Annotated in this window: 15 protein-coding genes and 1 riboswitch; of the genes, 14 read left to right on the forward strand and 1 reads right to left on the reverse strand. The window is 39.6% G+C overall.

All coding sequences use genetic code 11. The features are described 5' to 3' along the window. Window positions 1–2 precede the first annotated feature (2 nt). From comGA to gcvPB, 10 genes are all read left to right on the forward strand, one after another. Window positions 3–1,016 (forward strand): competence type IV pilus ATPase ComGA, encoded by a 1,014-nt coding sequence (gene comGA, locus M3Z76_RS00475; RefSeq protein WP_293920102.1) that lies wholly within the window; start codon window positions 3–5, stop codon window positions 1,014–1,016. Further along, the gene (gene comGB, locus M3Z76_RS00480; protein ID WP_293920101.1) at window positions 994–2,064 is read left to right on the forward strand and encodes a competence type IV pilus assembly protein ComGB; all 1,071 of its coding nucleotides are present in this window, start codon (window positions 994–996) and stop codon (window positions 2,062–2,064) included. The genes comGA and comGB overlap by 23 nt, the downstream gene beginning before the upstream one ends. 18 nt (window positions 2,065–2,082) lie before the next feature. Next, on the forward strand, window positions 2,083–2,400 hold the full coding sequence (gene comGC, locus M3Z76_RS00485) for a competence type IV pilus major pilin ComGC (protein ID WP_293920100.1): 318 nt from the start codon (window positions 2,083–2,085) through the stop codon (window positions 2,398–2,400). Beyond that, window positions 2,397–2,831, forward strand: a complete 435-nt coding sequence (locus tag M3Z76_RS00490; protein WP_293920099.1) for a type II secretion system protein — start codon at window positions 2,397–2,399, stop codon at window positions 2,829–2,831. The genes comGC and M3Z76_RS00490 overlap by 4 nt, the downstream gene beginning before the upstream one ends. After that, on the forward strand, window positions 2,821–3,123 hold the full coding sequence (locus tag M3Z76_RS00495) for a type II secretion system protein (protein WP_293920098.1): 303 nt from the start codon (window positions 2,821–2,823) through the stop codon (window positions 3,121–3,123). The genes M3Z76_RS00490 and M3Z76_RS00495 overlap by 11 nt, the downstream gene beginning before the upstream one ends. Next, complete coding sequence (locus M3Z76_RS00500; RefSeq protein ID WP_293920097.1) at window positions 3,108–3,551, forward strand: hypothetical protein; 444 nt, start codon at window positions 3,108–3,110, stop codon at window positions 3,549–3,551. Before M3Z76_RS00495 ends, M3Z76_RS00500 begins: the two co-directional genes overlap by 16 nt. A gap of 292 nt (window positions 3,552–3,843) precedes the next feature. Next, complete coding sequence (locus M3Z76_RS00505; RefSeq protein ID WP_293920096.1) at window positions 3,844–4,356, forward strand: shikimate kinase; 513 nt, start codon at window positions 3,844–3,846, stop codon at window positions 4,354–4,356. Window positions 4,357–4,529: 173 nt separating this feature from the next. Next, a riboswitch (glycine riboswitch) is annotated at window positions 4,530–4,622 on the forward strand. 165 nt (window positions 4,623–4,787) lie between these two features. Further along, complete coding sequence (gene gcvT / locus M3Z76_RS00510; protein WP_293920095.1) at window positions 4,788–5,873, forward strand: glycine cleavage system aminomethyltransferase GcvT; 1,086 nt, start codon at window positions 4,788–4,790, stop codon at window positions 5,871–5,873. Between the two features lie 72 nt (window positions 5,874–5,945). Then, window positions 5,946–7,292, forward strand: coding sequence for an aminomethyl-transferring glycine dehydrogenase subunit GcvPA (gene gcvPA, locus M3Z76_RS00515; RefSeq protein WP_293920094.1), 1,347 nt, complete (start codon window positions 5,946–5,948; stop codon window positions 7,290–7,292). Further along, window positions 7,285–8,745 carry an aminomethyl-transferring glycine dehydrogenase subunit GcvPB gene (gcvPB, locus tag M3Z76_RS00520; RefSeq protein WP_293920093.1) on the forward strand — a complete coding sequence of 487 codons (1,461 nt, stop codon included), beginning with the start codon at window positions 7,285–7,287 and terminating at the stop codon, window positions 8,743–8,745. The genes gcvPA and gcvPB overlap by 8 nt, the downstream gene beginning before the upstream one ends. A gap of 195 nt (window positions 8,746–8,940) precedes the next feature. Here the strand turns inward: gcvPB and M3Z76_RS00525 are convergent, their stop codons facing one another. Continuing rightward, on the reverse strand, window positions 8,941–9,324 hold the full coding sequence (locus tag M3Z76_RS00525; protein WP_293920092.1) for a rhodanese-like domain-containing protein: 384 nt from the start codon (window positions 9,322–9,324) through the stop codon (window positions 8,941–8,943). A gap of 529 nt (window positions 9,325–9,853) precedes the next feature. Between M3Z76_RS00525 and M3Z76_RS00530 the strand changes: the two genes are divergently transcribed. From M3Z76_RS00530 to M3Z76_RS00545, 4 genes are read left to right on the forward strand one after another with little or no spacing between them, the layout of a single operon-like run. Continuing rightward, window positions 9,854–10,765, forward strand: coding sequence for a metal ABC transporter solute-binding protein, Zn/Mn family (locus tag M3Z76_RS00530; RefSeq protein WP_293920091.1), 912 nt, complete (start codon window positions 9,854–9,856; stop codon window positions 10,763–10,765). Between the two features lie 9 nt (window positions 10,766–10,774). After that, complete coding sequence (locus M3Z76_RS00535; protein WP_293920090.1) at window positions 10,775–11,503, forward strand: metal ABC transporter ATP-binding protein; 729 nt, start codon at window positions 10,775–10,777, stop codon at window positions 11,501–11,503. Between the two features lie 11 nt (window positions 11,504–11,514). Then, window positions 11,515–12,387 carry a metal ABC transporter permease gene (locus tag M3Z76_RS00540; RefSeq protein ID WP_293920089.1) on the forward strand — a complete coding sequence of 291 codons (873 nt, stop codon included), beginning with the start codon at window positions 11,515–11,517 and terminating at the stop codon, window positions 12,385–12,387. Beyond that, window positions 12,384–13,253: a metal ABC transporter permease gene (locus M3Z76_RS00545; protein ID WP_293920088.1), complete on the forward strand. Its 870-nt coding sequence runs from the start codon at window positions 12,384–12,386 to the stop codon at window positions 13,251–13,253. The genes M3Z76_RS00540 and M3Z76_RS00545 overlap by 4 nt, the downstream gene beginning before the upstream one ends. Window positions 13,254–13,278 lie beyond the last annotated feature (25 nt).

Consider the following 13,278-nt stretch of genomic DNA (forward strand, 5'->3'; position numbering starts at 1 on the left):
GTATGGAAACAGAATCAATTGTCGTGCAGAAAAGTGAACAATTAATTAAAGAGGCATTGACCTTTGGGGCATCAGATATTCATTTATCCCCAGCTCAAGGCTGTTATAGCGTTATTTTTCGAAAGTACGGCAAAATGTACACAAAAGGCGAGCTGCCACAGGAATTAGCTACACGTATGATTACGTACTACAAATTTTTATCTGCTCTTGATATTAGTGAAAAGCGCAAGCCTCAAAGTGGCGCATTCCAAAAGGAAATCGAGCAATTCATTTATGCCTTCCGCATCTCAACATTGCCCTCAGTTTTAGCAAAAGAAAGCTTAGTGATTCGTATTCTCAAGCAAAATATGGCGATACCGCTTGCAGAATTAAGCTATGATCCAGCGGCTGTGAGGAAAATTGAGCAGCTCGTTCAGCATAGACAGGGACTTCTACTATTCAGTGGAGCAACAGGCTCTGGTAAGTCAACGACCTTGTATTCCTTGATGCATTATTGCTGTGCAGAGCTGAAGCGCCATGTCATAACACTGGAGGACCCTGTCGAAAAAAATTACGAGCAAATTGTACAAATTCAAGTAAATGAACGGGCAGGTGTCACTTATGCAGAGGGCTTACGAGCCATTTTACGACATTCACCTGATGTCATTATGATTGGCGAAATTCGCGATGCTGAAACTGCCCAGATTGCTGTTGAGGCTGCATTAAGTGGTCATTTAGTACTTTCCACAATCCATGCTAAAAATACGGTAAATTGCCTGTATCGCTTGATGGATTTAGGAATATCGCTAGACGAATTGCGACAGGCAACAGTAGGGATTATCGCTCAAACATTAGTTGAAACAGCCACTGATGATGAACGTAAAGCGCTATTCGAGCTGCTGTGTGATGTACAGCTATACGAGGCATTTGCTGCAATTGCTCGTAATGAGGTTTATTTACTTCCCTATAAGCACACGCTTGAACAGCAGCTATATCAATTAGAAGGACGAGCTTATGCACATATTACGCATTCATAATCGTATCGCTCAATTGATTACACATAGGAAAATTAAAGTGAAGCGCTTGCCTGAATTAATTGAGCGAATTAGCCAGCTTTTAGTAGAAGGATACACTTTTCATGATTGTATTACGATGCTCTTACCTTATCATGTGAGTGATTATCAACATTGGCAGGAGCAAATAGACAACTGCTTTCAACAAGGACAAAGTGTGACGCAAATTTTACGCCAATTAGGTGTCAAGGCAAGGTTTTTGCTAGCAATCCAGCTAGCCGAAACGACAGGACAGCTAGCTAACACGCTGCAAATCGTCGCCCAGCAGATGAGCTTTCAAGAAAAGATGAAGCTGCGCTTTACGAAAGTATTACTATATCCAATTCTTCTTTTTATCTTTATCATTGCACTATTCATTGCCTTCCGCCTCTACTTTTTACCTACCATCGAACAACTGCTACATTCAAGGGTCACAAGAACTGAAAATTCGACAATCCAATGGGCTAAATTTTTTCTTCATGTACCAGATTATTTTATTGTACTTGCTTTTTTTATAGCGATGCTAATGATTTTTATGGCAATTTACATCCGCCGAAAAAGAATAGATTTACAATTATACATCGTTATGAAAATCCCGATATTGCGTTATTTTTGGCGTTTATTAATGACGAGACAATTCGCTCGTTCACTAGGTGATTTATTAATTAGTGGGATGTCATTACAGCAAGCGTTAACCTACTTAGAGCAGCAGAAGCTTCAAAGTCAGCTCGCCTATATTGCGCAATGTATTCATAAACGCATTATTTACGGGGATAGTTTAGCACGCACGATAGTATTAATTGGCTTTTTCTTTCCACGCTTTGAACAATTCATTGATCACGGAGAGAAAAGTGGGCTACTCGGTCGTGAGCTATTAATTTATGCAGAGCTGCTTGACCAAAAAATCGAAAATATACTACAAGGTGCGATACAGCTAATTCAGCCAATCTTATTTTTAGCCATTGCCGCCTGCATTATTGCGGCCTATTTAAGCATTTTATTGCCTATGTATAAAATGCTTGATGTGATTTAAAAAAGGAGGGATAAGCCTATGAAAAATGAAAAAGGATTTACATTAGTGGAAATGCTTGTGGTTCTGCTTATTGTTTCAATACTTATCTTGGTTTCTATACCTAATGTTACGAAGCATTTCGCCTCTATCGACAGCAAAGGCTGTGCGGCTTATATGACGATGCTACAAGGACAAGTAGAGGCATATAAAATCGACCATATGAAAACACCAACAGTACAACAGTTATTTCAGGAAAAATATATAGAGAGTGAGGAGGCGAAATGTCCGAGCGGGGAGCTTGTGACAATTGATGCAGAAGGAAAGGTGATGCTAGCAACAGCTCGTGAAGATGAATGAATAGGAATGAGCAGGGCTATTCATTAATTGAAATGCTATTTGTATTAGCAGTTGTTGCATTGCTTAGCTTTTTTATCGTAACATTCTCCTTTCGTCAAATGCAGCTCGATATGTATGAACAAGCAATCAAGCAATTTGAGCTAGATTTACTTGAAATGCAGGCTTTAGCAATGAATAACGGAGGGACTTCTCGATGCTGGATGATACAGGGAGAAACGCTAGAATGTATTCAACGCTATGGAGAATCACTTGTTTTACGTAAAATGCCAGAAAATATGCGTGTTAATATTTATACAACAAACAAGCGTATTGAGTTTAATGGATATGGCTCAGTGATTAATTTCGGGAAAGTGGAGTTTGTTATGGGGAATAGGCGAACGATGTATTCCATTAATTTAGGAAGGGGGAGAATGCGCCTTCTTGCAGAATAGTAATGGCTTTTCACTTGTAGATACATTAGTAGGGTTAGTTATTATATTTTTTCTTGCAGGCACATTGTTACCTTTGAGCTCTCATTTACAAAGCAGCTTATACAATCAAAAGCTAGAGCTTCATGCGAGTGAGGTAGCATTAAATGGTGCTCGTGCTGTTCAGCTCTATCATTTAACAAGCGGTGAAATGACAATTCAAAATGTCACATATGATTGGCATTATACGGACGGAGAAATTTGCGTTGACTTTCACAATACAAAGGAGAAACGACAAAAATGCATAGGCTTTTAAAAATGGGGAGAAATCAAGGTGGCTTTACGTTTTTAGAGGCTATATTTCAACTTTTTGCTTTGCTGCTGTTATCGAAGCTTTTCTTGCTAATGATGCTGTCATTATCACCTCTTTATCAAAAGCATGCTGTACAGGAAATGAGGTGGGAAATGCTGATTGCGGACCTACAGACTTTCATTGTACAAGCTGATGAGGTTTTAGTTCGTAATAGAGGAACGGAAATACTTATAACAAATGGCTATAATCGCCGTATTGTGAGCAAATCGAACGAAACCATTCGCATGCAATTGAACGGTGGCAATGAAATATTGTTTATCGGTGCTGAAACATTAAATTTTAAAAGAAGCCATCAATATTTGACGCTATATGCCGAGCTTATTGATGGTACAAAGGAGGAGAGGACATTTATTGTTCCACCTGAAAAATGAACGAGGTGTGTTGTTTCCAATCGCTATTATTTTGTTATTTCTTATCACAGGATTATGTATCACATATGCTGCTTCGTATCAATCTAAGCTAAATGCATATAATTCGTTGGAATTCGTCAATGTTCGTGCTACGATAAATATACTAAAGAAAATTGATGAATAAATTGATTTTATTCAAGTAAAGGGCGTCTAATCTACACATAGTATGTAGTGAGGATGATAAAGGCGGTTAGCTTGGGGTGGAAGCTAGCTGTGATGTAGTTGATTTTGATGTGATAAGAAGGTGAAAGCGATGCGCAAAATTTATTTAGTAGGTTTTATGGGCTGCGGCAAAAGCGCTATAGGACGAAGGTTGAGCTTTTTTTTGAAGATGCCTTACTACGATATGGACAAAGAAATTGTAAGACAACAAGGTATGACGATACCAGAGATTTTTGAGAAACACGGCGAGGCGTATTTTCGACAATTGGAAACTGAATTTTTGGAGAACTTTCGCGATGAAGCATGTATTATTGCGACGGGTGGCGGTGTAGCTGTGAAAGCGGAAAATCGAAAAATTATGCGTCGGACGGGCTTAGTGTTTTTCCTTGATGCTACATTTGAAGATATTTATATGCGCATAAAAACAGATAAAAATCGACCAATTGTACAAAGTTCGACAAAGGAGCAATTGCACCAATTGTATTTGGAGCGTCGCAAATTTTATCGAGAGGCTGGGCATATACAAGTATTAACAGCTGGACGAACACTACGTTTAATTGTGGAATATATCGGCTTTCAGGTAAATCGTCTAAAAGGCGAATGAAAAAATATTTTTATATAAAATCGTTCGGATTTAAATATAAAATTAAAAAATGATTGCGTTTTTATCACATCTAATGTTAGGATATGGCTTAGATAGTGTCTTTTCTTTACGAGAGACATAGCGTAGTAGTTTAGATGAATGTCAAATCATCTATAAAAACATTATAACTGCGGATGATTGTGCGGGGAGAGAACGTGATGTGGCGTCGCCGAAGGAGCAAGTAGCAAAGCTATGAATCTCTCAGGCAAAAAGACTCGTACAGGACGCAACTCTGGAGAGCGTTACTTAGCAAAGTAGCCACCAAAGGGGAAAGCCTATTTTGTGATGCGTGTATCAATGATAGGTGTAACTTTCAGGTGCAAGGACAGGGAATTCTGAAAAAGGGATTCGTCTGTCCTTTTTTGATGGAAATGAAGCGAGGAGGAAGAAAAATGGCAGAATTAAAACGCACACCACTTTTTGATGCATATGCACAATACGGTGGGAAAACAATCGACTTTGGTGGATGGGAGTTGCCTGTACAATTTTCATCGATTAAAGATGAGCATGATGCAGTGCGCAATCGAGCTGGTTTATTTGATGTCTCACATATGGGTGAGATTTTTGTGGAGGGTGCAGATGCGCTAGCTTATTTGCAAAAAATCTTATCGAATGATGTTTCAAAAATCGCAGTAGGCGGTGCACAGTACAGCGCAATGTGCTATGAAAATGGTGGCGTGGTAGATGACTTATTAACATATCGTTTAGCTGAAAATACTTACTTATTGTGCGTGAATGCAGCGAATATCGAAAAGGATTTCGAATGGATGCAACAAAATGCAGCAGGTGATGTAACAATCACAAATCGCTCAGATGAATTTGCACAAATTGCTTTGCAAGGCCCGTTAGCAGAAGAAGTGCTACAAGCTTTAACAGCGACAGACTTAAAAGAAATTAAATATTTCAAATTCCAAGATAATGTCGAAGTTGCTGGATATAAAGTGTTAGTATCACGCAGTGGCTACACTGGGGAAGATGGCTTTGAGCTTTACGGCACTCCAAAGGCAATCGTAGCGCTATGGCATAAAATTTTAGAATCAGAGCACGTTGTTCCAACAGGTCTTGGCGCACGTGATACGCTTCGCTTTGAAGCTTGCTTACCGCTTTACGGTCAGGAGCTCTCAAAAGACATTTCGCCATTAGAGGCAGGTATTGGCTTTGCAGTGAAGCTACAAAAAGAGCCGAAATTCATCGGTCAAGAAGCATTAATTGCACAAAAAGAAGCAGGCTTAGCACGTAAATCTGTTGGGGTAGAGATGATTGGCAAGGGTATTCCTCGTCATGGCTATAAAGTGTTTAAAGATGGTGTGGAAATCGGTGAGGTGACAACAGGAACACAGTCGCCATTAACGAAGCGTAACATCGGTTTAGCTTTATTAAAAACAGAATTTACTGAACTTGGAACAGAGGTTGAAATCGAAATTCGTGGTAAATTAGTGCCTGCTGTGACGGTAGCGACACCTTTTTATAAGCGATAAGTGCCAGGCACACACACAATTCTCACACAATTCAGGTAAGAGATTAAAATAATAGTTGAAAAGAGGGTTCCCATGAAACATCGTTATTTACCAATGACGGAACAGGACAAACAAGAAATGTTAGCTAAAATTGGCGTTGATTCAGTTGATGCGCTATTCGCAGACATTCCAGAAGAAGTGCGCTTCCAAGGGCTTTATAACATTAAAGAAGCAAAATCTGAAGCAGCTTTAATGAAGGAGCTTGCAGCACTTGCAGCAAAAAATAAAGATACAGCAGCAAACGTCTCATTTTTAGGCGCAGGTGTTTACAATCACTATAAGCCAGTTATCGTGGACCATGTAATTTCTCGTTCTGAGTTTTATACAGCATACACACCATACCAACCAGAAATTTCACAAGGTGAATTACAAGCAATTTTCGAATTCCAAACAATGATTGCAGAATTAACTGGCATGGATTTAGCAAATTCATCAATGTATGATGGCGGTACATCTCTTGCAGAAGCAGGAATGCTTGCAGCAGGTCATACACGTCGCAAAAAAATCCTTGTATCAGGTGCAGTACATCCAGAATACAAGGATGTTGTGACAACATACGCATATGGTCAATCAATCGAAATCGTTACAGTGCCAACAAAAGATGGTGTAACAGATATCGAAGCATTAAAGGGCTTAGTTGATGATCAAACAGCTGCTGTTATGGTGCAATATCCTAACTTCTTCGGTCAAATTGAAGACATTCAAGCGATTGGTGATATTACACATGATGCAAAAGGCTTACTTGTTGTATCAGCGAACCCATTAGCGCTTGGCGTACTAACACCTCCTGGCAAGCTTGGTGCAGATATCGCGGTAGGCGATGCCCAAGTATTCGGTATTTCTGAGGGCTTCGGTGGACCACACTGTGGTTATTTTGCAGTAACATCAAAATTAATGCGCAAAGTACCAGGTCGTCTAGTTGGTGAGACGGTTGATGAAGAAGGTCGTCGTGGCTATGTACTAACATTACAAGCGCGTGAGCAGCATATCCGTCGTGATAAAGCGACATCAAATATTTGTTCGAACCAAGCATTGCTTGCACTTGCTGCTTCTGTAGCAATGACAGCACTTGGTAAACAAGGTATTCAAGAAATGGCGAAGCAAAATATCGTGAAAACACGCTATGCAAAAAATGCGTTTGAGGCAGCAGGCTTTGAGGTTGCTTACCAAGGTGCACACTTCAATGAAATCGTTGTGAAAACGAAAAAATCGGTGACGGAAATTAATAAAGGCTTAATTGAAAAAGGCATTATCGGTGGCTTTGATTTAGGTCGCGTATATCCAGAGCTTGAAAATCATGCGTTAATCGCTGTAACAGAGCTACGCACGAAAGAAGAAATTGACGCATTCGTTGCAGAGATGGGGGCTTACAATGCATAACGAAAACCAATCACTCATTTTTGAAATTACAAAACCAGGTCGTGTTGGCTACAACTTAGAGCCACTTGATGTACCAGAATACGATTTAGCGGATTTATTACCTGCAGGCTATGTGCGTGAAGAGGCAGCAGAGCTACCAGAAGTATCTGAATTAGATATTATGCGCCATTACACAGCGCTTTCTCGCCGCAATCACGGTGTAGATTCAGGCTTCTACCCACTTGGCTCATGTACGATGAAGTACAATCCAAAAATCAACGAAGCAGTAGCGCGTTTCAGCGGCTTTGCAAATGTTCACCCATTACAAGATGAGTCAACAGTGCAAGGCGCAATGGAGCTATTATACGATTTACAAACTTCATTAGAAGAAATTACAGGTATGGATGAAGTAACATTACAGCCAGCAGCAGGCGCACATGGCGAATGGACAGCATTAATGATGATTCGTGCATTCCATGAGGCAAATGGGGAAGGGCATCGTAATAAAGTGATTGTACCAGACTCAGCGCACGGTACAAATCCAGCATCTGCAACGGTTGCAGGCTTTGAAACAATTACAATTAAATCAGGTGAAGACGGCTTAGTTGACTTAGACGATTTACGTCGTGTTGTAGGTTCTGATACAGCAGCATTAATGTTAACGAACCCAAATACGCTTGGTTTATTTGAAGAAAACATCATCGAAATGGCGAAAATCATCCATGAAGTAGGCGGCAAAGTTTACTATGATGGTGCAAACTTGAACGCGGTTATGTCAAAAGCACGTCCTGGCGATATGGGCTTTGACTGCGTACACTTAAACTTACACAAAACATTCACAGGTCCACACGGTGGCGGTGGTCCAGGCTCAGGTCCAGTTGGTGTAAAAGCGGATTTAATTCCATTCTTACCAAAGCCAGTCCTTGTGAAAAAAGAAGATGGTACATTCCACTTTGATTACAACCGTCCACAATCTATCGGTCGCGTGAAGCCATACTATGGTAACTTTGGTATTAACGTACGTGCTTACACATATATTCGCACAATGGGTCCAGATGGCTTAAAGGCTGTAACAGAATATGCAGTATTGAACGCAAACTATATGATGCGTCGTTTAGAAGAGCATTTCGATTTACCGTACGACCGTCATTGCAAGCACGAATTCGTATTATCTGGTCGCCGCCAAAAGAAATTAGGCGTGCGTACATTAGATATCGCAAAACGTCTGCTTGACTTTGGCTATCACCCACCAACAGTTTACTTCCCATTAAACGTTGAGGAAGGGATTATGATTGAGCCAACGGAAACAGAATCGAAGGAAACATTGGATGCATTCTGTGACGCAATGATTCAAATTGCGAAGGAAGCGGAAGAAAATCCTTCAATCGTTCAAGAAGCGCCACATACGACTGTTATTTCACGCTTAGATGAAGCGCGTGCAGCTCGTACACCAGTACTTCGCTATACAAAATAATAATCAAAGGCTGCTCGAATTTTTTCGGGCAGCTATTTTTGTGGGAAAACGCAGATAAATATGTGAGAAGCGCAGATATTAGCTTAAAATTCGCAGATATCTCTATGAATTTCGCAGATAATAAAGCAAAAAGCGCAGATAACTTCTGAAAATATAAATAGCCATCTGGAAAATTGCTTTCCAGATGGCTATGTTTTATGCTTTTGATTTGATTTTACCTGTCCATGTGCGGAAGCCGCCTTGGAGCTGATAGATTTGGTTGTAGCCACGCTTTTTCAGCGTAAGTGCTGCACGAGCGCTGCGACCTGTGTTTTGGCAGTATAAATATACTGGTAAGTCTGGACGAATTTCTTTGTAGCGTGCGTTCAACTGTGTCGATGGAATGTTGCGTGCGCCTAAAATATGTCCAGCGTCAAATTCCTTTGTTTCGCGTAAGTCGATTAGCTGTGCTTTGCGATAGCCTTGAATAAATTCGTCTTGTGTTAAATTTGTCACGGCCTTTTTTAAACGCATTGAGCTAATAAAAATGTAGATGCCGACAACAGCAATCACAATAAGAAGTGCAATAAGAAATTTCACTGCTAGTAAACCCCTTTCTATTTCTAAAATCTATTATAAAAGATAATAGATTAAATGTACAGAATACGTTGATGTTACAAGTGTTTTCTAATTATCAGTAGAGAAAAAACCTCACTGTTCGTTAATTGAAAAATGTCACTTGCTTTTATGCAAATGGCATTTTTTTATTTTAAGGCAATGAAAAATTGTACAGTAAAAAATTTTTAGCTTGCATTTTCTTTCGTAATAGCATATATTTTTCCTTAAGGAAACATAGTGGTGTTTTAGAAAGAGAGTGTCCTGTGTGAAAAATAAAGGTTTAACAATTTTGTTATGTATTCTTTGGTTTACCTTGTTATTTACATGGTTTATCACAAAGTCAGTAACAATTGCGCTGTTATTTTTTGTTATATGGATTAGCTTGCGCTATATGCTTCATAAAAATTTAACTTAATTCAGTACTAATCTTTTATTAGGGAGTCCTAACGCTTTGCTGTTTTAAGCTAAACCTTCACGTAAGTAAAAAAATAGAAAGGGAGTTTAGGTGATAATGAAACGTTTTTTAGCAATTATTGGGCTAACTTTATTGTTAGCAGCATGTGGTAACGAGGGAGAAGAGGGGGCAAAAGAGAGGAATGTTGTGGCGACAACAGGACAAATTGGCGATGCCATTAAAATTATTGGTGGAGAGCATTTGCAAGTGACGACATTAATGGGCCCTGGTGTGGACCCCCATCTATACAAAGCAACGCAAAGTGATTTAACAAAGCTGGATCGAGCAGAGGCTATTTTTTATAATGGCTTACATTTAGAAGGGCAGATGCAAGATATTTTTGACCAAATGGCTGAGGAAAAAACGGTGTTAGCGGTAGGGGAGCAGCTAGATAAAAGTGCCTTATTAGCTGATGAAGAGGATGTAGCATTGCATGATCCACATATTTGGTTTGATATTGATTTGTGGAAAGAGGTTGTTGCTTCCATTAGTCATACGCTAGCTGAAGAGTACCCAGCATATAAGGATGATTTTAAGGCAAATGAAGAGGCTTATTTAGCACAATTAGATGAATTAAAGAAATATGCAACGAATCGCATAGAGGAAATACCAGCATCGCAACGTATTTTAGTGACAGCACATGATGCCTTTAACTATTTTGGTGAAAGCTTAAGGTTTGAGGTGCGAGGCTTACAAGGATTGAGCACAGACGCTGAGTACGGAGTAAAGGATGTGCAAAATATGGTGAATTATTTAGTAGAAAACAATATTAAAGCTATTTTTATAGAATCTAGTGTATCGGATAAGGCGCTGAAGGCAGTTATTGAGGGAGCAAAGGAAAAAGGTCATGATGTGAGGATTGGTGGCGAATTGTTTTCAGATGCAATGGGCGCTGAGGGAACGGAAGAAGGCACATATTTAGGTATGTATAAATATAACATCGACACAATTGTCGATGCATTGAAGTAGGTGGGAAAAATGGAAGCTTTAGTTGTTGAAAATTTATCGGTTGCGTATGATAAAAAAACGGTGCTTGAAAATGCGAATGTATCGGTACCGATTGGGCATTTGACGGCGATTATTGGACCGAATGGTGCAGGTAAATCGACTTTTTTAAAGGCGATATTGAACCAATTACCAAACAAAATTGGCAAGGTTGAGATTTTAGGAAAGGCTTTTTCACCAAAAAGCTTAGTTGTTGGCTATGTGCCACAGCGCAATGCTGTTGATTGGGATTTTCCAACAACAGCCCTTGATGTAGTACTAATGGGGCGATATGGGCATCGAGGCTTGTTCAAGCGCCCAACAAAGCAAGATAGAGCCATTGCAATGCAGGCTTTAGCAAGCGTTGGGATGCAGGATTTTGCAGAGCGCTCAATTGGGCAGCTTTCAGGTGGTCAGCAGCAGCGCGTGTTTTTAGCTCGAGCGTTAGCGCAAAATGCGGAAGTTTATTTTTTAGATGAACCATTTGCAGGAGTGGATGCTGCTACAGAAAAAACCATTATTGATATTTTGAAAAATTTAAAGGCACAAGGAAAAAGCATTTTTGTTGTCCATCATGATTTACAAACAGTAACAGAGTATTTTGATTACACTATTTTATTAAATAAAACCATTTTAGCTGCAGGCAAAACAGATGAAATATTTACAAGAGAGAAGCTACAGCAAACATATGGTGGGAAATTATTAATGATGGAAGCGATGTAAGGAGGAGTATCATGGTATCGGGAAATTTACTTTGGGTGTTAATGGGAACGACCCTTCTAGGCATAGCGGCAGGTATAACAGGAACCTTTTCCTTCTTACAAAAGCAAAGTTTAGTTGGGGACGCAGCAGCACATGCAACATTACCAGGTATAGCACTAGCCTTTTTATTAACAGGGCAAAAAGAGTTACCTGTTTTAATGATTGGTGCTGCCCTCACCTCTGCTCTTTCCATTTACTGCATTCAATGGATTGTAACCTATTCGAAGCTCAAGGCAGATGCGGCGATTGGGCTAGTATTAGCTGTATTTTTCGGCATAGGCATTGTACTATTAACGATTGTTAATCGCAGCCCATTAGGCAATCAAAGTGGCTTAAATGATTTTATTTTTGGGAAAGCAGCAACGATGACAAAATCAGACTTAACTTGGCTTTTTATCAGTGCCCTCATTATTATAGCTGTGAGCCTTTTAATGTATAAGGAATGGAAGCTAATTATATTTGATCCAGTCTATGCAAAGGGCATCGGTTTACCAGTGGAGGCATTAAAAGCCTGCTTGACGGCACTTATTGTCATGACAATCGTAACAGGGATTCAAGCGGTCGGTGTTATTTTAATGTCAGCACTGTTAATTATTCCAGCGGCAAGTGCTAAGCTTTGGACGAAAAAGCTTAGCACGATGCTATTGTTTAGTGGAATAGCAGGAGGCTTAGCGGGTGTTGTAGGGACATTTATTAGCTCGCTACGTGTAGGGCTATCAACAGGGCCAATTATTGTTTTATGTGCCGCGAGTATTTTTTTCATTTCTTATTTATTTAGTCCGAAGTCTGGACAAATCAGTAAATATATAAGAAAAAACAAATTTCAGCAAGGTGAAGTGCAATGATTGAATTTTGGGTTATTTTAACAGGAGTCTTAGTCGGAATTACATGTGGGATTGCAGGGGTCTTTTTAATTCTTCGTAAAATGTCAATGATTGCAGATGCCATTAGTCATACAGTGCTATTTGGTATAGTTATGGCCTTTATTATTACACAATCATTAAATGGGCTATGGATGTTAGTTGGTGCAGCCATAGCAGGAATTTTGACCGCTTATTTAGTCCAGCTATTGCAATCCTCAGGCATTCAAGAAGATGCGGCGATTGGTGTGACATTTACCTCTTTATTTGCACTAGGCGTTTTACTTATTACGTTATTTGCAAGCAATGTTCATTTAGATGTAGAGCATGTATTGATGGGGGAAATTTCCTTTGTACCATGGGATAAATGGACGTTTTTATCGATGACAATGCCAAAGGCGGTTTGGATGCTGTTGCTCGTGTTAGTGATTAACGTAACATTTCTTCTACTATTTTATAAGGAAATGAAGCTCTCAACATTCGATTACGTTTATGCGACAACAATTGGCTTACCAGTGATTTTATTACACTATGTTTTTATGACAACAATTTCGCTAACAACGGTTGCAGCCTTTGATAGTGTTGGGGCCATTTTAGTTGTAGCAATGCTGATTGGACCAGCCGCAACCGCCTATTTAATTAGCAAATCAATTAAGGAAATGTTTTTATGGAGCATAGGGTTCGGCATGGCCTCTGCTATCATCGGCTACTATGCAGCAAAATGGTTAGATACATCCATTGCAGGAATGATGGCTGCAGCTGTTGGTGTTATTTTTATTGCAGTATTTATCGTTGATAAATTACAGCAACGGTTCAATAAAAAGGCGGTTGCTAGCAGAGGTTCATTTTAAAAATGTGGCATGGGTTTTATATTGC

Origin of the sequence: Metasolibacillus sp. (genome assembly GCF_025291715.1) — a bacterium.
GTDB lineage: Bacteria > Bacillota > Bacilli > Bacillales_A > Planococcaceae > Metasolibacillus > Metasolibacillus louembei.